Source organism: Aliiroseovarius sp. (assembly GCF_965228805.1).
In the GTDB taxonomy this organism is placed as follows: Bacteria; Pseudomonadota; Alphaproteobacteria; order Rhodobacterales; family Rhodobacteraceae; genus JASBTN01.
The window spans coordinates 3,362,141-3,382,154 of the sequence record NZ_CBDDIE010000003.1; the positions used below are offsets into that span (position 1 = coordinate 3,362,141).

18 protein-coding genes and 1 tRNA gene are annotated in these 20,014 nt (G+C 63.1%); 10 read left to right on the forward strand and 9 right to left on the reverse strand.

What is annotated here, in order from left to right; genetic code table 11:
* Genes ACO07D_RS17685 through ACO07D_RS17710 form a run of 6 tightly spaced genes read left to right on the forward strand, consistent with a single transcriptional unit; the run spans window position 1 to window position 4,129 of the window.
* Window positions 1-432, forward strand: coding sequence for a hypothetical protein (locus ACO07D_RS17685; protein ID WP_421704251.1), 432 nt, complete (start codon window positions 1-3; stop codon window positions 430-432).
* Window positions 432-797 (forward strand): hypothetical protein, encoded by a 366-nt coding sequence (locus tag ACO07D_RS17690; RefSeq protein ID WP_421704252.1) that lies wholly within the window; start codon window positions 432-434, stop codon window positions 795-797. The genes ACO07D_RS17685 and ACO07D_RS17690 overlap by 1 nt, the downstream gene beginning before the upstream one ends.
* On the forward strand, window positions 794-1,168 hold the full coding sequence (locus ACO07D_RS17695; protein WP_421704253.1) for a hypothetical protein: 375 nt from the start codon (window positions 794-796) through the stop codon (window positions 1,166-1,168). The genes ACO07D_RS17690 and ACO07D_RS17695 overlap by 4 nt, the downstream gene beginning before the upstream one ends.
* Entirely contained in the window at window positions 1,168-2,178 is a 1,011-nt protein-coding gene (locus ACO07D_RS17700) for a branched-chain amino acid ABC transporter permease (RefSeq protein WP_421705065.1), read from the forward strand. The genes ACO07D_RS17695 and ACO07D_RS17700 overlap by 1 nt, the downstream gene beginning before the upstream one ends.
* Window positions 2,175-3,527 carry a branched-chain amino acid ABC transporter permease gene (locus ACO07D_RS17705; protein ID WP_421704254.1) on the forward strand — a complete coding sequence of 451 codons (1,353 nt, stop codon included), beginning with the start codon at window positions 2,175-2,177 and terminating at the stop codon, window positions 3,525-3,527. Before ACO07D_RS17700 ends, ACO07D_RS17705 begins: the two co-directional genes overlap by 4 nt.
* Complete coding sequence (locus ACO07D_RS17710) at window positions 3,527-4,129, forward strand: nucleotidyltransferase family protein (RefSeq protein ID WP_421704255.1); 603 nt, start codon at window positions 3,527-3,529, stop codon at window positions 4,127-4,129. Before ACO07D_RS17705 ends, ACO07D_RS17710 begins: the two co-directional genes overlap by 1 nt.
* Here ACO07D_RS17710 and ACO07D_RS17715 read toward each other — a convergent pair.
* The 6 genes from ACO07D_RS17715 to ACO07D_RS17740 all read right to left on the reverse strand — a co-directional run bounded on the left by ACO07D_RS17715 (window position 4,096) and on the right by ACO07D_RS17740 (window position 14,599).
* Window positions 4,096-4,764, reverse strand: coding sequence for a Hint domain-containing protein (locus tag ACO07D_RS17715; protein ID WP_421704256.1), 669 nt, complete (start codon window positions 4,762-4,764; stop codon window positions 4,096-4,098). The two genes, ACO07D_RS17710 and ACO07D_RS17715, sit on opposite strands and share 34 nt — an antisense overlap.
* Before the next feature lie 367 nt (window positions 4,765-5,131).
* Window positions 5,132-10,261 (reverse strand): Hint domain-containing protein, encoded by a 5,130-nt coding sequence (locus tag ACO07D_RS17720; RefSeq protein ID WP_421704257.1) that lies wholly within the window; start codon window positions 10,259-10,261, stop codon window positions 5,132-5,134.
* 1,056 nt (window positions 10,262-11,317) lie between these two features.
* Window positions 11,318-11,403 (reverse strand) — tRNA-Leu (locus ACO07D_RS17725).
* 110 nt (window positions 11,404-11,513) lie between these two features.
* Window positions 11,514-12,866, reverse strand: coding sequence for a TRAP transporter large permease (locus ACO07D_RS17730; protein ID WP_421704258.1), 1,353 nt, complete (start codon window positions 12,864-12,866; stop codon window positions 11,514-11,516).
* Window positions 12,863-13,450 (reverse strand): TRAP transporter small permease, encoded by a 588-nt coding sequence (locus tag ACO07D_RS17735; protein WP_421704259.1) that lies wholly within the window; start codon window positions 13,448-13,450, stop codon window positions 12,863-12,865. The genes ACO07D_RS17730 and ACO07D_RS17735 overlap by 4 nt, the downstream gene beginning before the upstream one ends.
* Window positions 13,451-13,561: 111 nt before the next feature.
* A complete protein-coding gene (locus tag ACO07D_RS17740; protein ID WP_421704260.1) occupies window positions 13,562-14,599 on the reverse strand; it encodes a TRAP transporter substrate-binding protein in 1,038 nt (345 codons plus the stop codon).
* Window positions 14,600-15,331: 732 nt separating this feature from the next.
* Here ACO07D_RS17740 and ACO07D_RS17745 point away from each other — a divergent pair.
* Window positions 15,332-15,910 carry a YqaA family protein gene (locus ACO07D_RS17745; RefSeq protein WP_421704261.1) on the forward strand — a complete coding sequence of 193 codons (579 nt, stop codon included), beginning with the start codon at window positions 15,332-15,334 and terminating at the stop codon, window positions 15,908-15,910.
* A 4-nt stretch (window positions 15,911-15,914) separates the two neighbouring features.
* Window positions 15,915-16,400 carry a disulfide bond formation protein B gene (locus tag ACO07D_RS17750; protein ID WP_421704262.1) on the forward strand — a complete coding sequence of 162 codons (486 nt, stop codon included), beginning with the start codon at window positions 15,915-15,917 and terminating at the stop codon, window positions 16,398-16,400.
* Window positions 16,401-16,466: 66 nt separating this feature from the next.
* On the opposite strand, the gene ACO07D_RS17755 is transcribed toward ACO07D_RS17750, so the two are convergent.
* Window positions 16,467-17,210, reverse strand: a complete 744-nt coding sequence (locus tag ACO07D_RS17755) for an RNA methyltransferase (protein ID WP_421704263.1) — start codon at window positions 17,208-17,210, stop codon at window positions 16,467-16,469.
* A gap of 80 nt (window positions 17,211-17,290) precedes the next feature.
* Between ACO07D_RS17755 and ACO07D_RS17760 the strand changes: the two genes are divergently transcribed.
* Both ACO07D_RS17760 and ACO07D_RS17765 read left to right on the forward strand, forming a co-directional pair.
* Entirely contained in the window at window positions 17,291-17,632 is a 342-nt protein-coding gene (locus tag ACO07D_RS17760; protein ID WP_421704264.1) for a TfoX/Sxy family protein, read from the forward strand.
* A gap of 56 nt (window positions 17,633-17,688) precedes the next feature.
* Complete coding sequence (locus ACO07D_RS17765) at window positions 17,689-18,309, forward strand: thiamine phosphate synthase (RefSeq protein ID WP_421704265.1); 621 nt, start codon at window positions 17,689-17,691, stop codon at window positions 18,307-18,309.
* Window positions 18,310-18,328: 19 nt separating this feature from the next.
* On the opposite strand, the gene ACO07D_RS17770 is transcribed toward ACO07D_RS17765, so the two are convergent.
* Both ACO07D_RS17770 and ACO07D_RS17775 read right to left on the reverse strand, forming a co-directional pair.
* Window positions 18,329-19,189: a lysophospholipid acyltransferase family protein gene (locus ACO07D_RS17770; RefSeq protein ID WP_421704266.1), complete on the reverse strand. Its 861-nt coding sequence runs from the start codon at window positions 19,187-19,189 to the stop codon at window positions 18,329-18,331.
* Window positions 19,186-19,953 (reverse strand): GNAT family N-acetyltransferase, encoded by a 768-nt coding sequence (locus ACO07D_RS17775; protein WP_421704267.1) that lies wholly within the window; start codon window positions 19,951-19,953, stop codon window positions 19,186-19,188. Before ACO07D_RS17775 ends, ACO07D_RS17770 begins: the two co-directional genes overlap by 4 nt.
* Between the last annotated feature and the right edge of the window lie 61 nt (window positions 19,954-20,014).

Consider the following 20,014-nt stretch of genomic DNA (forward strand, 5'->3'; position numbering starts at 1 on the left):
GTGTTGCGTTTTTCCCTACCTCTTCTTTTGGCCGCCACGCCTGCGTTTGCGCTGGATGTGCTGGAAGAGGCCCGCGCCGAAGCCCGCGCACAGGAGGGTGGTTTTGTGCTTTCATGCGAGCTGGTGCGAAGCTGTCATGACACAATCTGCACTGACACGTCGCAGCAGGCCGAGATCATCATGATCGTCGAAACCACTGCGTACGACGAGTATCCCAGGGCAAGTGGTCTCTGGATCGGCCCGGATGGCGCGTTGGATTTCACTGCTGTTGTCAGTCCCTCGAAAGAGGCCATCGCCTGGATGGCCGGAGAGGGCAACGCCATGCGGATGATAAGCTTTGCTGCTACCGGTGGCGCACTGGCCGTGTCTCGACTGGGCGTGGAGCCCGTGAGTGCAACAATGAGCGTCGGCACCTGCGAGGTGGTCGAATGATGCGCTTTGCCCTCCCCTTGGCCCTGCTTGCCCTGCCCGTTTATGCGGAAAGTCTTGAGGCACAATTCGCCTGTTCCTTCGAGCAGATCTGCAATAAAGACGGCTGCACCGTGGTCGAAGCGCTGCGCGGGCGGTTGGCGGTGCTCGAGGATGGCTCGGCCTTACTGACCTGGAACGCCCAGCCCGATGCGCCCCTGCGCTTTACCTATGACGTGACCCCGTCCGGTACGGTGATGGCGAACGGGATGGATGGCACGGACCTGCTGTTGATGGCGCTGGCCTCGGGCAGCGAGGGGGGCGAGGTTGCGATGACCCGTCTGCAAGCCGACGGACGGCAGGACAAGATCGTGGGGGCCTGCGAATGATCCGCGCCGCTCTGATATCGCTGATTGCCAGCCCCGCCGCCGCCCTGCCCGGCGCGATGGAGCTGGGCTGCGACTTTCAATTCCGCTGCATCGAGGGGCGTTGTGTCTTTCACGACGAGACCGCCCGCCTGCACCTGACCCCGACCGGCGCCACGCCCGGCTTCATCGGTCAGGTCACACGTGGTGACACCGACCACCCCGCGATGGGCAATACCGAGACCTCGGGCGACGCCATCGTCACCCAGATCGAATTCTCGGACCCGCAAAACGCACGGTTTCTGACCGTGCATGACGATGGGCGCGCGATGATGCGGCTGCTAGAGCCGCCCTTGCGCACCCTGCTGCTTGGCACTTGCAAAGAGGTTGAATGATGGACCTTCTGAACGCCATTGTCGCGCTGTCGAACTTCGTGCTGATCCCCGCGATCAGCTACGGCTCGCAGCTCGCCCTGGGCGCCCTGGGCGTCACACTGATCTATGGCATCCTGCGCTTTTCGAACTTCGCCCACGGCGACAGCATGGCCTTTGGCGCCATGGTGACGATCCTGTTCACCTGGTGGTTCCAAGGCATGGGCTTGAGCCTGGGTCCGCTGCCCACGGCGCTGCTGGCCCTGCCCTTCGGCATCGGCGCCACCGCGCTGATGATGTTGGCGACGGACCGGGTGGTCTATCGCTTCTACCGGCGGGTGAAGGCCAAGCCGATCGTCTATGTCATGGCCTCGCTGGGCGTAATGTTCATCATGAACGGTGTCGTGCGTTTCATCATCGGCCCGGGTGAACAGCGTTTCGGCGACGGCGCGCGTTTCATCATCAAGGCGCGGGATTTCAAGAACTGGTCCGGCTTGAACGAAGGGCTGGCCTTCCGCACCTCGCAAGGGATCACCATCATCACCGCTATCGTGGTCGTGGCCGCTCTGTTCTGGTTCCTGAACAAGACCCGCACCGGCAAGTCGATGCGCGCCTTTTCAGACAACGAAGATCTGGCGCTGCTGTCGGGCATCAACCCGGAACGTGTGGTCATGGTGACCTGGATCATCGTGGCGGGTCTGGTGACCATTGCCGGTGTGCTCTACGGGCTCGACAAGAGCTTCAAGCCGTTCACCTATTTCCAGCTGCTTCTGCCGATCTTCGCCTCCGCCATTGTCGGGGGGCTCGGCAACCCGCTGGGGGCCATCGCGGGCGGTTTCGTGATCGCATTTAGCGAGGTCACCATCACCTATGCCTGGAAGAAGGTCGCCACCTATCTGGTGCCCGAGGCGCTTGAGCCCTCCGGCCTGGTGCAGCTTCTGTCCACCGACTACAAATTCGCGGTCAGCTTCGTCATTCTGATCGTCGTTCTGCTGTTCAAGCCCACCGGGCTTTTCAAGGGGCAATCGGTATGAGCCAGACCCTTCGCACACCGCTTCTGTTCGCCGCCGTCGCGGCGCTCTTCATCCTCGAAGGCACGACCAACGCGTGGATTTTTTCGGGCAGCTGGAACAGCTCGCTGACCATCCTCAACATGGCGCTGATCTCGGCGATCATGGCGCTGGGGGTCAACCTGCAATGGGGCTACGCGGGCCTGTTCAACGTTGGGATCATGGGCTTCGTCGCGCTGGGTGGCCTGGCCACTGTCGTGATCTCCATGCCCGCGACGCCGGGCGCCTGGAGCGCTGGGGGCTTTCGCGTCATCGCGGGGCTTTTGCTGGGCGCGGCCACCATCGTTGCCGCCATCCTTGTCCAGAAAAACATGGCCAAGGGGCGCATGCGCGCGCTGGCGACGCTGGCAGTGCTGATCGGCGGCTTCTTCCTCTACCGCTTCGTCTTTGACGGCGGCGTCGCCGCGATTGAGGCGATCAACCCGGCGCTGACCGGTTACCTGGGCGGTCTGAACCCGGGCGGGCCGGAAGGTTACCGCGCCCATGGTTACATGGCCGTGCTGGCCTGGCCGGTGGGCGCGTTGCTGGCCGCAGGCGCCGCCTGGGTCGTCGGCAAGACCGCGCTCGGGCTGCGCTCGGACTACCTGGCGATTGCCACACTGGGCATTTCCGAGATCATCATCGCGGTCCTGAAGAACGAGGACTGGCTGTCGCGCGGCGTGAAGAACGTGATCGGCCTGCCCCGTCCGGTGCCCTATGAGGTCGACCTGCAGAACTCGGCAAGCTTTACCGAACGCGCTGCAAGCTGGGGGCTGGATACGACCACCGCCTCGACCATCGCGGTAAAACTGAACTACGGCCTCCTGTTCACCCTGGTGCTGGTGCTGCTTCTGATCATGAGCCAGGCCGCGTTGAACTCGCCCTGGGGCCGCATGATGCGCGCCATTCGCGACAATGAGGTCGCGGCCGAGGCGATGGGCAAGGACGTGACCAAGCGCCACCTGCAGATCTTCATCCTGGGCTCGGCCGTCTGTGGCATGGCAGGCGCGATGATGACCACGCTGGACGGGCAGCTGACGCCGGGCACCTACAACCCCCTGCGCTTTACCTTCCTCATCTGGGTCATGGTGATCGTCGGGGGGTCGGGCAACAACTTCGGCGCCATCCTGGGTGGTTTCCTGATCTGGTTCCTGTGGATCCAGGTGGAGCCGATCGGCAACTGGCTGATGGGGGTAATCACCTCCGGCATGGCCGATGGCGACCTGAAGACCCACCTGATCAACTCGGCAGCCCACATGCGTCTGTTCACCATGGGCATCGTGCTGCTGCTGGTGCTCAGGTTCAGCCCCCGCGGGCTGGTGCCTGAACGGTAATGGGCGCCCTCGTCCCCATCCTGATCCTTGCGGCGGGCGCGTCCCGCCGCATGGGTGGACGGGACAAGCTTTTGGAACCGGTGCGCGGGCGGCCCCTGATCCGGGACCGCGCGCTGGCCGCCTTGAAGACCGCGGCGCCGGTCTTCGTCACCCTGCCCCATGGCGATACCGACCGCCGTGCAGCACTTGAGGGGCTGGATGTCACCGTGATCGAGGTGGCGCAAGGCCCCATGGGCGCCTCTCTTTCAGCGGGCATTGCCGCCCTACCCCGAGACGTCATCGGAGTATTGGTCCTGCTGGCGGATATGCCGGACTTGACCTCACACGATCTGGGCGCTGTTTTGACCGGATTTGACGGCACACCTCGACGCGGCGCCACGGCAGACGGGAGGCCCGGCCACCCGGTCCTGCTGCCCCGCCGCCTGTTCGACACGTTGAAGAATGTGCCCGGTGACGAGGGCGCGCGGCAGGTGTTGAAAGGCGAGGAGGTAAGCTTGGTGCCCCTGCCCGGCCAGAACGCCGTAACCGATCTGGACACACCGGAGGCCTGGGCCGCCTGGCGCGCCGCTCAGAGCGACAGAAGCAGCGACAGTTCCTTGTGATCAATGACGACACGCGGCAACTGATAGGCCGCGCGACCCTGAGCATAGCGCAGACGCGGCACGGCGGCGTAGATGTCTTCGGCAAGATCTGGGTGCGAACACTCCATCTGCCGCATGTCGGGCGCAAGGCTTTCGACCCAGATTCCGGCGGCGCGGATCAGTTCGTGTGAAGGCAACAGCAGGTGCACCCAAGCCGGTGCGGAGCGCGGCGCGGGGCTCACCCCTGAAAGGTCCAGCAGGTCGTGGGCATGGGCCAGAACCTCGTTCACGCCGAACAGATACTCCGCCTTGGCGTGGTCCAGCAGGGCCAGGTGACCCGGCGCCAGCAGCATCGAACCCTCGCCCTGTCCGCGCGCCTTGAACCGTATCGGCGCGGGTCCATCATGGGGATCACGCGATCGCCCGGCCCAGAGCACCGGTTGCAGCCCATTGTCACGGGTCTGAACAAGATCACCCGCCACAAGATCACGCGCCCGGCGTTCACCCTGTTCGGTCAGGATCATCGCATCCGGAGACAGGCCCGACGGCGCGAAAGCACAGCCACGGTATCTGGGTGTCACGCGGGTGCAGGACAGTTCACCCGAGAAATCGAGTTCAGCGTCCAGCTCCGCCCAATTGTCGCGAAGGTTCAACATACTCAGCCCCAACACTTACCTTGGCCCTGTTGCGCGAGCCTCGACACCAGGCTAACGGCCAATCATGCCCAAACTGTGAATTCTTCACGCCCGAAACGGGAATTCTGCATCTGCAAAGCAGAGAATTCGCCGAAAATTCGCCGTAGCGATTAACGTTGGGTAAACTGTTCGCGCTCTGGCCGGGGAACGACACCCCACAACGAAAACAATCCCGCAGAGATCTGCGGGATTGTTCACAGTACCGAAACACTCGGGTCGACACGCCAACAGCGCCCGACCCGCATTAGCGACCCGGTGGCCCAGGACGGGGGCAGCCCCTCCCCCGACACGGGACGTGGTCCGCCGGTTTCCCGGCGGACCCGCTGCATTACTTGATGAGCATCTTCGCTTCATGCGCCTTCAGGGTGCGGCGCGCGGCGGTGTAATCCTCGATCCCCTGGCTGGTTTCCAGTTCGGGGAAGAGCTCGAAGATCTCGGTGCGCTGCGCATTGCCCACGCCCTTCAGCGAATAGTCGCCAGGCTGGAAGCTTTCGGTCCAGGCGCCATCCGACAGCACCACCTCGTGATGGTCGAACATGAAGTGGATATAGGTCGTGCCCATCGTATCCACCCGGTGCACACCCTTGTTGTCCACAAGATGCTTGGCGCTGACCAGGACCTCACGCTCTTCGAAGTACAGAGCGGTACGATCATTGGCCACCAGCACCCGGTGGTTCGGGCTGACCAGCATGTCGCGTTCCGGCAGGCCATTGCCCAGGGAACCGGCCTGGATCAGCACCGGTTTCAGGTGCTTGTTGGCCTCCAGCTGGCGCCAGTCCATCGGCTTGTGGCCGACCCAACGGATCTCCTGGATGCCGTTGTCACGAGTAATGACCCGGTCGCCTTCCTGCAGTTCCTCGACCCGACGCTCGCCCTTCGGCGTGGCGATCAGGGTGCCCGGAGTAAAGCAGGGCACGATCTCTTCGATCTCTTCGAACTGCAGCGTGCCGGTCACATTGCCAGCGCTGTCGAAGTAGGTGACATAGCCGTCCGAGCCATTGCCGTTGCTGTCCGGCCCGGTGATCGTGACCTTCAGGCTGCCGCCCGAGGGGGCCGAGCCGGTCAGGTCCAGAACATCCCAGTCGTCACCACCGGCACCACCATCCACGGTGTCGCCCGCGTTCAGACCGGTAAAGGTGTCGCGATCATCGCCGCCCGACAGGTCGTCATTGCCCAGGCCACCAGTGATCTGGTCATTGCCCGCGCCGCCATCGACCACGTCGTCGTCACCGCCCGCGTCGATCACGTCATCACCCGCGTCGCCCGAGATCTCATCCTCGCCCAGGCCACCGGTGATGGTATCGTTATCGTCGCCACCGTGCAGCTCATCGCGGCCGGTGGTGCCAATCACGGTATCATCGCCAGCCCCGCCGTCGATGAAGTCGCCGCCGGTGCCGCCGTCCAGCACGTCATCGCCTTCGCCACCGAAGATGATGTCCGAGCCGCGACCGCCATCGACCACGTCGTCGCCGGTGCCGCCATCAATGGTGTCCGCGCCGTCATCGCCGAAGATCGTATCGTCGCCCTGGCCCCCCAGCAGGGTGTCGGCATCATCGCCACCGTGGATCTCGTCATTGTCGATCCCGCCGTCGATATAGTCCTGGCCTTCGTCGCCGAAGAGCTGGTCGGCATCGTCCTGACCATAGATCGTGTCGTTGCCAGCGCCGCCGTGGATCACGTCGATGCCGTTGTTCGGCACCGGATCGTCAATCGGGAAGCTGTCGCCGGGCTGATCCACGTCGGGCGCGTTGAACGGATCGGTGCCGGCACCCAGGCCACCCCAGATCTCGTCATTGCCGTCACCACCCTGGATCGTATCCGAACCATGGCCACCGATAATGAAGTCATCATCCGCGCCGCCGTCGATGGTGTCGTCATCCAGACCGCCGTCGATCGTATCCTCGCCGGTGCCGCCGGTGATGATATCCTGGTCGTCGCCGGTGGTGATGGTGTCATCGCCGGCCCCACCATGCACGGTGTCACGGTCGTCAAACGGATCCGCATCCGGCGGGATCACCCCCGGCCAGCCATAATCGGTGCGCGGGTCCGAACCCGAGGTGTCGATGATGTCATTGCCCTCGCCGCCGAACACGGTGTCCGAACCGTCGCCGCCGATGATCTCGTCATCGCCGTCTTCGCCGTGGAGCGTATCGTCACCTTCGCCACCGTCGATCTCGTCATTGCCTTCACCGGCAAAGACGGTGTCGTCGCCTTCATAGGCTTCGATGATGTCGTCGTTGGGGCCTTCGCCCGGCAGGATCTCGTCGTTGTTGTCGACCATGTCCCCTTCGGGGTCGCCGGTATAATCCAGGTCGATCAGATCGTCACCGCCGGTGCCCTCGACGATCCCGTCGAGCGGCTGTTCCTCGACCGTGACCTCGACCTCGGCCGTATCCGTGCCGCCGTTGCCGTCGGACACTTCGTAGGTGATGATTGCGGTGCCTTCGAAACCCGGGGTCGGGTCGAATGTGATCGTGCCGTCGGGATTGATGGTCACGTCGCCATTGGGCGAGCTTGCGCCGATCACCTCCAGCGGATCGCCATCCACGTCGGTGTCATTGTCCAGAACCGGAATGGTCACCGCAGTGTTGAAAGGCGTGGTGGCCGTGTCGTCATTGGCCTCCGGATCATCGTTCACCGGGTTCACGGTGACAGTCACGGTGGCCGTATCGGTGCCGCCATTGCCGTCCGAGATCTCGTAGGTGATCGTGTCGGTGCCGTTGAAGTTCTCGTCCGGCGTATAGGTGATCGTGCCATCGGGGTTGATGGTCACATCGCCATTGTCGGCGGTGGCGCTGGTCACTTCCAGCGGATCACCATTCGGATCGCTGTCATTGGCCAGCACATCGATATCGACCGGGGTATCCTCGTCGGTCTCGGCCGTGTCGTCCTGGGCGTCCGGGTCCTCCGGCGGCAGGATCACGCGTTCGATGTTCACGAACTCCATCGTGCCGGTGACATTGCCGTCGCCGTCATAGAAGGTGACGGTGCCGTTCTCCGGGTTGCCCGGGTCATATTCGACGCTCAGCGGGCCCTCGCCCGACAGGTCCAGCACGTCCCAGTCATTGCCGCCTTCGCCGCCATCGACAAAGTCGCCCGCGGTGCCACCGATGAACGTGTCACGGTCGTCGCCGCCCAGCAGGGTGTCCGCCCCGCCGCCGCCGGTGATCGTGTCATCATCGGCGCCGCCGTCGATGAAGTCATCGCCGTCCTTGCCCGAGATCGTGTCGTTGCCGCCGTTGCCCCAGAACTCATTGGTGAACGTGTCGGCCGGGTTGGTGCCCTGCTGATCGAAGCCGGTCAGAACGTCGTCATATTCCGAGCCGATGACACCGTCGATGCCCTGCTGGATCGTGTCATTGTCTGCGTCCCCACCCGACAGGGTGCTGGTGGACAAGTCCACGTTCACCGCCGCGTCAGAGCCCGAATAGTCCAAGTTGTCCTGGCCAGCGCCGCCCTTGAACGTATCCGCGCCATCGCCACCAATGAAGGTGTCATCGCCGGTGCCACCGGACAGGTAGTTGGTGCCACCGTCGCCCGACAGCGTGTCATTGCCGACCTCACCATAGATGGTGTCGTCGCCTTCCCCGCCCGAGATCACATCATGCCCCGTGCTCAACGGCGTACCCGAGGCGCTGCCACCACCGGGCAGGCCCAGTTCCACATCCCCGGTCAGGTTCACGGTCACGACCACGTCCTTGAAATCCGCGTCCCCCAGCCCGGCGGTGTCCTCGAAGCTCAGCTGCGTGGAGTCCGACGTCAGCACATTCGCCTTGGCGTTTTCGCTGTCGGAATAGAAAGTGCCTTCCGGGCTGGTAATGCCCACACGGATGGTGTCGCCTTCGTTCAGGTTCACATCATAGACCGCGCCGATGTTGCTGTCGTAGGAGTTCGTCAGGGTCTCGACCCGGACCTCGCCGGTGGTGCCGTCGGTGATCTCGACCAAAAGAGCACCGTCATACAGGCCCGCCTGGCTGTCGATCACGATCTGCGCCTTGGCCTGGCCTTCGGCGCTGCCGCCGCCGGACCCGCCACCGGAGCCATTACCGGTGTCGCCATAGATCGTGTCATTGCCTTCGCCACCCATCAGGGTGTCATTGCCGGCCGGACCGTCGTCCACGACCTCGACAATGGCGTCGAAATAGACATCGGTCACCTGAACATGGCTGCCATCGCTGCCATCCTGGTTGTGGATGATCTCGATCCGCGCCACCGGGCCGGGGATCGAAACCTGCACGGAGTAGTCGTCCGAGCTGGGCTGACCGTCGCCGCCGTTCGATTCCGCATGGTTGCCGGTCACAGTGACCTTCGAGCCACCGGACAGGTTCACGGTAATCTCGTTACCATCCGCATCATAGGCTTTCACCCAGATTTCGCTGTCATAGTCGATGTCGTTGATGTTGAAGTCGACATTCTGCACCGCATCCGAGAAATCCAGCGCAACGGTCGCGCCCTCATCCTTGCTGTTGCTTTCCAGGCCCAGGCCGGAGTTCTTGTCCGCCCCGCCCAGATCGCCGGTGTCGATCCCGTCAATGTTGCCCGAGGCATCCTCGAACTCGACCTCGGGGCTTTCATTCGTATCGACGATCGAGAAGGTTACCTCGACATTGCCGGTGTCCTGGGTAAAGCCGCCGGCATCTGCCTCGTCGGCGTAGCCCGGGGCCTCGTCCCATTCGAATTTCTCGCGCACCAGATCGGTCTGGCTGCCCAGATTGCCGTCGCCGTAGATCGTATCGTTGCCTTCGCCGCCGTCGACGGTATCGTCGCCCGACCCGGCGTAGACGTCGTCATCGCCCTCACCCGCGATCACGGTGTCATCGCCGGCGCCCGCCAGCACGATGTCGTCCTGCGGCCCTTCGCCGGGCAGGATCGCATCGTTGTTGTCGATCATGTCGCCTTCGGGGTCACCGGTATAGGAGGCGTCGATCAGGTCATCGCCCGCGGTGCCCTCGACATAGCCGTCGCCTTCCGGCTCGGCCAGGATCGGGCTGTCATAGGTGATGTTGTCGATCGCGCCGGAGCCGCACAGGGTCACCTGCATGTAGCCGACATTATCGCAGTTCAGCTCGGCCAGCGCCTGGCCGTTGTTGCCGGTCGTGGGCAGGTAGACCTTGCCCAGGTAGTTGCCATCCACATCCCAGAATTTGACGAAGCCACCTTCCTCGTTGTCAAGGACGGTCAGATTCTTGACATCAGTAGGTTCGTCGAAGGTGAAGCAGATGGAGCCGCCGCCCGCATTGTCATCGGGGTCGGAGCTGTCGCCATCCTCGGACACGATCAGCACATTGCCCAGGTTGTTTGTGGCGAGGTCGTAATCTCCACCGGTCGGGTTGTCCGTATCGAACACCATCGCCGGGTTGTTGGAGCTGGACGAAATGGTAACGCCCTGCCCTTCATATTGGTTGTTTACGATGTCGCCAGCGGCGAGGTTCTCGAAATCGACCGTATAAATAGGCATGACCGTCTCCTATGAACATTCCGAACCGGGCCGACGCAGGCGCGACCCGGAATGCTCCGTGCACGTGGTGGCGCGGATTACTTGAACCGGTACGGGAGACATCGTCACGGCACGCAAACGTGCTGTGTCGACTTTGAACCATCCCTTGTCCATTCACTTCCCCTCTCAGGTCGTGTCGTTACCGGTTACCCTGTGACGGACGATGCTGGCCACGGACGTTGGCCGCATCGACATCACCGAACTGTGCCTTTCTTGAGAGGAGATGGGGTCAAAACCCCCGGAAACGCGTAATGAGAGACACCGGCATCCCGTCCGGTCTCATCCCTTTCGCACTCCACGTGCGCCCATTCGCCAAAACACCAACGGACACACGTCTCCCCTCGGTGGAAAACACCATAGGTTCATCGTGCGGCCGCCCCCGTGGCCTACAGACATCGCCCCCCAGTTGGGCAAGATCAAATTACCCGTAATGAACGTGTGCAAAAAGGAAAATGTGCAGAGATTGGGGCAAACTTGCGTCGCAAATGGTTAATGCGACAGGGAAAATTCGTGCAAGAGGTTGCAGGATGCAAAGACATTGTTTCCGGGGCGATAGGGATTTGCAACCGGAGGATGCAGACCCTCCCAACAATACATTTCACCATTTCCATGTTTACAAGCAGTTCCGCCTTGTGGCGCAGGGTTCTCTGACCGGGTGATAAAATCCTGGGCGTTTCCCGCAGGTAAACAGTCCCGGCAGTGCATTCCTTAACGTCAAGGGGTTAACCTAGGGCGATTTTCCCCCTCCCGATCCGGCCGCAACGTTCGCCCAAACCGCCCAATCCGCCCAAATCCGCGCCATCTTCGCCCGTTTCGGAAACGATCAGGGTTAAGGAACTGCGAATCATTCCAGCTCAATTTTCCTAAACCCCTTCGAAATCCCGCAGGTCTTCGAGTTTAGTGTGAGCGTCCAGACAAGGACCTGCCGGGCGATGTTTCCACGCCGGGGACAACCGTGCGGAACACGCACCGGCTCGCCCCGCTGAACTGGGTGTCGGAAGCTATCGGGATTTGCGGTGGTGCCCAAGGTGGGACTCGAACCCACACGATGTTGCCATCGGGGGATTTTGAATCCCCTGCGTCTACCATTCCGCCACTTGGGCCTGCCCTTTCAATAGGCAAGCTGCCGGGCGGCGTCAACGCGAATGCGCAAAAGAAAACGGGCCGGTTGATCCGGCCCGTTTCCACGTGTCGTTCCCTGGATGAACCGACGCTAAAACATCACACCGACCAGCCAGAGTGTAATGCCCGGGAAGGCCACCAGGATCACCACCCGCACCAGGTCCGACAGGACAAAGGGGGCAACGCCGCGGTAGGTGGCGATCATCGGAATGTCGCGCGCCATCGAGTTGATGATGAACAGGTTCATGCCCACCGGCGGCGTGATCAGCCCGACCTCGACCACGATCAGGGCGAGGATGCCGAACCAGATGCCCGCCTCTTCCGGGGTCAGGCCGAAATCCAGCGTCTCGACGATCGGATAGAAGATCGGGATGGTCAGCAGGATCATCGACAGGCTGTCCATGACACAGCCAAAGATCAGGTAGGCGATCAGCATGACGGTCAGCACCACCAGCGGCGCCAGGCCCGAGTTGCCGACCCAGGCGGCCAGGTTCTGCGGCGCCTGGGTAAAGGCCAGGAAGCTGTTGAACATCTGCGCGCCCAGCACGATGAAGAAGATCATCGCCGTTGACTGCGCCGCTTTCAACACGCTGTCCATGAAGGTCTTGAAGGTCAGACCGCCGGTCATGATGCCATAAAAGCCGGTGGCAACAGCCCCCACGGCGGCACCCTCGGTCGGGGTGAACAGCGCTTGTACGCCAGGCTTGACCCAGTTCCAGTCGGCCGCGATGCCGCCCATGACCAGACCGAAGATCACCACCACGGGCCAGATCTTCAGCAGCGTCATGAACCGGTGGCCGTAGGGCACACGCTCGGCGGTCGTGGCCGAACCCGGCTTCCAGCGCACATAGACCGCGACGGTCAGCATGTAGCCGAGCGCCGCCAGAATACCCGGCACCAGAGCGGCGATGAACATCTTGACGATGTTCTGTTCCGTCAGGATGGCGTAGATCACCAGGATGATCGAGGGCGGGATCAGGATGCCCAGCGTGCCGCCCGCGGCCAGAACGCCGGTTGACAGGTCATCGGAATAGCCGCGCTTGCGCATTTCCGGCAGGGCCACCTGCCCCATCGTCGAGGCGGTCGCCAGCGACGAGCCACAGACCGCGCCGAAACCAGCACAGGCGCCGACGGCGGCCATGGCCACCCCACCCTTGCGGTGACCGAGCCAGTCCGAGGCCGCCTCGAACAGCGCACCGGACATGCCGGATTTCGTCGCGAACTGCCCCATCAGCAGGAACAGCGGCACGATCGACAGCGAGTAGCTGGAGAAAGTGTCGTAGCTCAGCGTTTTCAGCTGGGCCAGCGGCGCGTTCGGCGTGCCCATCACGTACCAGACACCGAAGAAGCCGGTCAGCCCCATCGCCAGGCCGATGGGCAGGCGCAAAAAGATCGCCAGCAGCATCAGCCCGAAGGCGATCATTGCAATTTCGAGGCCGGTCATACGTGTTCCTCCCGGCCCTTCAGGACCCAGTTGAGCGAGCGCCAGACGGTGTAGACCGCCACGACGAAGAAGAAGAATGCGCCGATCAGCGACAGCGCGTAGGGAATCCAGATGGGCAGTTCGAGCTCATAGGTCGTTTCGGCAAAGAAGGGTTTGTAGCCCATGCCCAGGGCACCCCGGAAGGCGTCCGAGCCATAGGGGAACTTCTCGCCAAAGCCCAGCCACAGGCGCCACAGGATCACGTAGGCCGCCAGCGTCAGCATGACGTCGCCGATGAAGCCCAGAAAGGCCTTGGCGCGATCCGGCAGGCGGTCGATGAACAGGTCCACCGTCACATGACCGCGTTTCAGCTGCGTATAGGGCAGGAAGGAAAACACGGCGACGGCGCAGCCCATCTCGACAATCTCGAAGTCGCCCTTGATCGGGCCCAGGCCGAAGCTCAGAAGCGCGCGGCCGATGATCGAGGCCACCGTGACCCCGGCCACCGCGGCCAGGATGGTGCCTCCGAAGTAGGCTAGCCAGCGCGCGATGCGCTCGAAGATACGGCCCACGCGGGCCTCTGCATTTGGTGCGATTGCTGCCACGGGTCTGTCCCCACTCCCGTTGAATTGCGCACCCGGCAGGTCCAAGCAGGAGCCGGGTGTAGAAACTCCGGGCCACGGCAGGCGCAGCCCGGAGCATTCATGTCCGTCGGATCAGTTGTCCGAATACTTGGCGACCAACTCCTGGGCCAGGGCCACCATGCCGGCGCCGTCCAGGCCTTTCGAGGTCACTTCCTCGATCCAGGCGGCGGTCTGCGCATCACCGATGGCGCGCAGCTCGGCCACGACGCCGTCGTCCAGGGTATGGATCATGTTGTCGGTGCCACCGACCAGCTCTTCACCGGCCGCATCACCCTGATCCATCGCCGCACCGGCCCAGGCCGAGGTGTCGGCGCCCGAGTTGGCGTCGATGATCGCCTTCAGGTCGTCGGGCAGGCTGTTGTAGGTGTTCTTGTTCATCGCCCAGATGAAGAAGGTGTTGTAAAGCGCGCGATCACCACCGATCTGGGTGTGGCTGTCAGCCAGTTCATGCACCTTCAGCGGCGGAACGATTTCCCACGGGATCACGCCACCGTCCACGACACCCTTGGACAGGGCTTCGGGGAAGGCCGGAACCGGCATGCCGACCGGGGTCGCGCCCAAGGTCTCCAACAGGGCATTGGCCTGGCGCGAGGGTCCGCGCAGTTTCAGGCCCGAGAAATCGGCGGTCGATTTCAGTGGGTCGCCCTTGGTGTGAATGACGCCCGGACCATGCACATGCACGGCCATCAGGTGCACGTCACCCATGCGTTCCATCAGGTATTTCTCCGAAAACTCCCAGGCGGCCCGCGACGAGGCTTCGGCGCTCATCGAGGTCATGAAGGGCAGTTCGAAGGCTTCCGATTCCGGGAAACGACCCGGGGTATAGGCCGGCAGCGCCCAGCCGCAGTCGATCACGCCATCACGGATCTGGTCATAAAGCGCCGGCGGCTTGCCGCCCAGCTGCATCGCCGGGTAGAGTTCGACCTTGATGCGGCCGTTCGACTCTTCCTCGATCTTGCGTGCCCAGGGCTCCATGAAATAGCGCGGGACCGAGCCTTTCGGCGACAGGAAGTGCTGACAGCGCAGGGTGACGTCCTGCGCGAAACCGGCGGTTGCCGACAGGCCAAGGGCCACGGCACCGGCCAGCACGGAGTTGAGGGTCATTTTCATTTCGTTCTCCTCCCAAAATACGAAACGTCGTTTCAAGCTATCCTCCACGGGGACCGAATGCGAAATTCAAATCCCCCCTCCTCACATAAGAACAGGCTATGCGCCTTGTCGCAAGACAAATTCGACCGCTCGGTCGGTTTTGACGCAACTCAGGCCTACGCACCCGGCTGCAAGAAGTTGTTTCATGTGCAACGGTTCAGCATTCGAACCGACCTGTCAAGCTATTTAACACGTTAATATCCTCAATTTCCTTCACTGAAAAGAAGGTTCCCTGCCATATGTGGCGCAGGTCTAAACCAGTTTGGACCGATAACCCCTTGCAAAGCAACGCAGTCTCTTGCCCACAGCGCTACAGGTCAAGCTATGTTGCGTGGGGCTGCATCCGATGTTTTGCGAACGCGCGTCACCTCTGTCTTGCCTCGTCATGGCCGAGGCCGCGTCACCGTGACCCGCTTCCAATGCGCCGAATCGCGCCCCTGATGGCAGCAGACATGAGGCGCCAACGGCCGCCCGCAGCTCGACCTGCACGGAAATCGCCCTGGACGCCGCCGCCCGATGTGACACGGCTACAATCAATACCCAAATCGCTCCGTTTGTGATGGGGCGCGTCGTATCACCCACTCCCCAACGATCACATCCAGTTTACTGCCAAGCGCCCGCCCAGCAAGCAACAGGTGCTTGACCCGCCCGCGCGCCCGTGGTCTGACAACGGCAAGTGAGGACATCGAGCTTATGTTGAAACGCCTTTACGACTGGACCCTGTCCCTGGCCGAAAGCCCCTATGCGCTGTGGGCGTTGGCGCTGGTGGCCTTCGCCGAAAGCTCGGTCTTTCCGATCCCGCCCGACATCCTGATGATCCCGATGATCATCGCCATGCCGCACCGCGCCTTCCTGATCGCAGGTATCGCGCTGGTATCTTCCGTGCTGGGCGGCGCCTTCGGGTATTTCATCGGCTGGGGACTTTACGAGACCGTGGGCCTTCCGGTGCTCGAATTTTACGGCAAGACCGGCAAGTTCGAGGAATTCGCCACCACCTACAACGATTACGGCGCCTGGGCGGTGCTGATTGCCGGTGTGACACCCTTCCCCTACAAGGTCATCACCATCCTGTCGGGCTCCACGGGCCTGAACTTCGCCGTCTTCATGGTGGCCAGCGTCATTGCCCGAGGCCTGCGCTTCTTCATCGTCGCCGGTCTTCTGTGGAAGTTCGGCGCCCCCATCCGCGAGTTCATCGAAAACCGCCTTGGGCTGATGTTCACCCTCTTCGTCGCCCTTCTGTTGGGCGGCTTCTACGTGCTGAAATTCCTGTAAGACCATGACCCTGTCCCGTGCACACCTGATCCTCTTTGCCTCCTTCAGCTCCGCGGCCCTGCTGGGCGGAGCCTTCCTGTTCCAATTCGCAGGCTATGCCCCCTGCGCCATGTGTTTCTGGCAGCGCTGGCCGCATGGCATCATCGCGGTGTTGGGCCTGGCCGCGCTGGCAACGCAGAACCGGCTGCTGTGCTGGGTGGGCGCGCTTGGCATGGTGATCTCGGCGGGTCTGGGGGGCTATCATTCCGGGGTGGAACGCAAATGGTGGCCCGGCCCCAGCTCCTGCACCGGCGGCGGGGACCTGGGCGGGTCTGCCACGGACCTGTTGGACAGCATCCTGTCCACACCGGTCGTCATGTGCGACGAGATCCCGTGGCGCCTGTCCGACTGGATTCCGCTGGAGATCCTCGACCTGACCATGGCGAATTTCAACGCGGTCTTCTCGCTGGTGCTCGCCTGCATCTGGGTCACGAGCGCCCGCGTGAAATAGGCGTCACGCCCGAGCGGGGCCGCCTGGCCCCGCGAGACATAAAGCGTGCGCGGAACGCGCACTCCGTCAGGATTTACTGCGCAACAGCTGCCTGAGCGCCCCGTGCAGGATCTGCACGTCCTGGCGCGTCATGGAGAAGCGCGACCACATGTTGCGCATGGTCACCTTCATGCCCGGCGCCTTTTCCGGCGGAAAGAAGAACCCGGCCTCATCCAACCGCGCCTCGTAGTGATCCGCCAGCTTCTCGACCTCGATCGCGCTGGCCCAATCGGCCCCGGCCATGCCGTCATCCTCATGGGTGACATCGGTGGCCTGACGGCGCCATTCATAAGAGGTCAGCAGCACACATTGCGCCAGGTTCAGCGAGGCGAACTCCGGGTTCACCGGAACCGAGATGATCGCGTTGGCCTTGGCCACCTCATCGTTCTCGAGCCCAGTGCGCTCGGGACCGAACAACACCGCCACCTTGCGCCCCTGCGCGCGCATTTCGGCGGCCATCTCCATCGCCCGTTCGGGGCTGTAAACCGGCTTGGTCAGGTCACGCCCGCGCGCCGTGGTGGCGAAGACGAAATCGCAATCCCCAACCGCCTCGGCGAGGTCGTCATGCACCTGCGCCGCATCCAGCACCCGCCCCGCGCCCGAGGCCATGGCCACCGCCGAGGGGTTCGGCCAGCCATCACGCGGCGCGACGATGCGCATGCGCGTCATGCCGAAGTTCAGCATCGCCCGGGCCGCTGCCCCGATGTTCTCGCCCATCTGCGGGCGCACCAGCACCATTGCGGGTTCCGGTCCCTGATTGTCAGCAGTCATGGCAAGGCCTCTTTCACGGTGGTTGCCGCGCGGTTTAATCTGGGCAGAGGTGGAAAACAAGCAACCGAAGGAGCCGCCCCATGCCACATGACGAAGGCCTCGCCCAGATCCTGCGCGACGCGCTGGCCGATACGCCGGGGATTACCGAAAAACGCATGTTCGGCGGGCTCTGCTTCCTTCTGAACGGCAACATGCTCTGCGGCGTGCATGGCGACAAGATCGGGCCAGGCGCGATGTTTCGGGTGGGAAAAGAGAACGAAGCCGCCGCCCTGGCCATCGAGGGCGCCGGGCCGATGACCTTCACCGGCCGCAAGATGGGCGGCATGGTGGATGTCACGGTCGAGGCTCTGGCGGATGACGCATCCCGCACGGAATGGCTGCGCCTCGCGATGGATTTTGTAGGCTCCTTACCTTCTAAGTAGTCAAGCCCACCACGACGCGCTATAGCACGCGGCAAAGCAGACGAAGGAACGCCCCGATGGCCGAGACCGAGCAGCCGCAGATCTACCTCCTCACCCCGCCGGATTTCGAGTTGTCGACCTTCCCCGACCAACTCGCCCGTGTGTTGGACGCACATGAGGTCGCCTGCCTGCGCTTGAACCTGGCCACCGCGGATGAAGACCGCATCGCGCGCGCGGCGGATGCCTGCCGCGAGGTCGCCCATGCCCGCGATATCGCCCTGGTGATCAACGATCACGCCATGTTGGTGGATCGCCTTGGCCTAGACGGCGTGCACCTGTCCGACGGCGCGCGCCGCATGCGCAAGGTGCGCAAGGACCTGGGACAGGACGCGATCATCGGCGCCTTCTGCCATGCCTCCAGCCACGACGGCATGAGCGCGGGCGAAGGCGGCGCGGACTATGTGAGCTTCGGCCCGGTCGGCGCCACGCCGCTGGGCGATGGAACCCGTGCCGAACGCGACCTCTTCGCCTGGTGGTCCGAGATGATCGAAGTGCCCGTGGTCGCCGAAGGTGCATTGGACGCGGAGCTCGTGCGCGCGCTGTCCCCGGTGACCGACTTCTTCGCCATCGGAGAAGAGATCTGGCGCGCCGAGGACCCCGCTGCGGCCCTGGGCGAACTGATCAAGGCAATGGAATAAGGGCCAGGCGGCGCCGGAATCAGCCCTGCGCCGCGCTCTCTTCGTGCGCGAAATCCAACCCCGCCAGCGCCAGCGGCGCGCGCACGGTTGTCTCGCAATAGGCGGCCAGCGCCTTGCGGCTGTCGAACTCGCTGACTTTCACGGGCTCATGATAGACCAGCTCGACCGAACCCTGGCGGCCCTGCGCCAGCACTTTCAGCAGGTGCGGGCCAAAGTCCATACCGCCCCACCAGCCATAGAAGCGGCTGTCTTCCCCTTCGGGCGCGCGGTAGATCACCGTGACCGGCTGCACATGCATGACCTCGCGCAGGTGTGGCGTAAAGAATGCCGCGAAGAGCGTTGATTTGAAAGGCAGAACCCGGCGCGAATCCGTGCTGGTGCCTTCCGGGAAGAACAAGAGCTTGTGGCCCGCATCCAAGCGCTCCTCGAACATCTTGACCTGCGCCGCCGCCTCGCGCCGGTCGCGATTGATGAAGACCGTGCCGGTCGCCTTGGCCAGCCAGCCGATGCCGGGCCAGTTCGCCACCTCGGCCTTGGACACGAAATAGACGCGTTTCTTGGCGTTCAGCGCAAAGATGTCCATCCAGCTGGAATGGTTCGCCACCACCGCGCCGATCCTGCGCATCTGCTGGCCGGAGGCGGAAAAGCGAATGCCCAGGATGACAAAGGCGGTGCGACAGACTGTCTGGGTAATCCACGGCGTCAGCGGACGTTTCACGCCCCAGATCGGCTTTTCGACCAGGCGAATGGTCAGAAGGATCAACAGCCCGCCGAACACGACCACCGCCAACGGCAGCCCGCGCAGCACCGCGCGCAGCCAGCCCATCGGGCCAATGCGCTCGGGCTCGGATTCCGTGCCTTCGCCCCAGACCTGGTTCATGCCCCGGTGCCTTTCATGTAAAGTCCACGATGTTTCTCGCTCATCGCGGCCGTGTCTAAGATCAGGCAGACATCGGTGGTGTTGAAGGCATGATCGACAAAGGCCCCCTCACCCACGTAACCGCCCAGACGCAAGTAGGCCTTGATCAGCGCAGGCGTCGCCTTCATCGCGGCGGGGCGGTCGATTTCGGCCTCTGGCATCAGGTCCATGGACTGGAAATGCTCCGGCAACACCCGCGCACGCAGGGCTTCGGGGGCCAGGTGGCGGTGATGCAGCAGCGACAACGGCCCCTTGAGCGCCTCGATGTCGGTGCCGTGGAAGCTCGCCACGCCAAACAGCACCTCGATTCCGTGCTCGGCCACATACTCCGCCAACCCGTTCCACAGATGCATCATCGCCATACCGCCGCGATAGTCCGGGTGTAGACAGGAGCGACCCAGTTCCAACAGCTTGCGGCCCGAGCCCATCAGCGCCGTCAGGTCATACTCGCCTTCGGAATAGTACCGCCCAAGCTTCGCCGCCTGATCGTCGCGCAACAGGCGATAGACGCCCACGGCCGCGCCGTTCCGCGCGCGATCGAACAGCACCAGATGGTCATAGAACGGGTCGAACTCATCCCGCTCCAGACGCGCGTCGTGATCGACCAGCGCACCGTCCCCGCCCAGCTCGTCCACGAAGACGTCATAGCGTAGGTGTTGGGCGGCGATCAGATCGGCCTCATCACGGGCCAGGCGCAGCTCGAATTCAGGGTTAACGGCGGGCATTTTTCTTAAGCTTTCGGTAACCTTTTCGGGGTTCTATGGGGGCACGCGGGGATTTGCAACC

Coding starts and splice junctions, on each gene's coding strand:
- ACO07D_RS17775 (WP_421704267.1), bottom strand. CDS start 19,953: ATGCCCGCCGTTAACCCTGAATTCGAGCTGCGCCTGGCCCGTGATGAG.
- ACO07D_RS17720 (WP_421704257.1), bottom strand. CDS start 10,261: ATGCCTATTTATACGGTCGATTTCGAGAACCTCGCCGCTGGCGACATC.
- ACO07D_RS17740 (WP_421704260.1), bottom strand. CDS start 14,599: ATGAAAATGACCCTCAACTCCGTGCTGGCCGGTGCCGTGGCCCTTGGC.
- ACO07D_RS17705 (WP_421704254.1), top strand. CDS start 2,175: ATGAGCCAGACCCTTCGCACACCGCTTCTGTTCGCCGCCGTCGCGGCG.
- ACO07D_RS17700 (WP_421705065.1), top strand. CDS start 1,168: ATGGACCTTCTGAACGCCATTGTCGCGCTGTCGAACTTCGTGCTGATC.
- ACO07D_RS17745 (WP_421704261.1), top strand. CDS start 15,332: ATGTTGAAACGCCTTTACGACTGGACCCTGTCCCTGGCCGAAAGCCCC.
- ACO07D_RS17765 (WP_421704265.1), top strand. CDS start 17,689: ATGGCCGAGACCGAGCAGCCGCAGATCTACCTCCTCACCCCGCCGGAT.
- ACO07D_RS17715 (WP_421704256.1), bottom strand. CDS start 4,764: ATGTTGAACCTTCGCGACAATTGGGCGGAGCTGGACGCTGAACTCGAT.
- ACO07D_RS17690 (WP_421704252.1), top strand. CDS start 432: ATGCGCTTTGCCCTCCCCTTGGCCCTGCTTGCCCTGCCCGTTTATGCG.
- ACO07D_RS17750 (WP_421704262.1), top strand. CDS start 15,915: ATGACCCTGTCCCGTGCACACCTGATCCTCTTTGCCTCCTTCAGCTCC.
- ACO07D_RS17730 (WP_421704258.1), bottom strand. CDS start 12,866: ATGACCGGCCTCGAAATTGCAATGATCGCCTTCGGGCTGATGCTGCTG.
- ACO07D_RS17710 (WP_421704255.1), top strand. CDS start 3,527: ATGGGCGCCCTCGTCCCCATCCTGATCCTTGCGGCGGGCGCGTCCCGC.
- ACO07D_RS17770 (WP_421704266.1), bottom strand. CDS start 19,189: ATGAACCAGGTCTGGGGCGAAGGCACGGAATCCGAGCCCGAGCGCATT.
- ACO07D_RS17755 (WP_421704263.1), bottom strand. CDS start 17,210: ATGACTGCTGACAATCAGGGACCGGAACCCGCAATGGTGCTGGTGCGC.
- ACO07D_RS17760 (WP_421704264.1), top strand. CDS start 17,291: ATGCCACATGACGAAGGCCTCGCCCAGATCCTGCGCGACGCGCTGGCC.
- ACO07D_RS17695 (WP_421704253.1), top strand. CDS start 794: ATGATCCGCGCCGCTCTGATATCGCTGATTGCCAGCCCCGCCGCCGCC.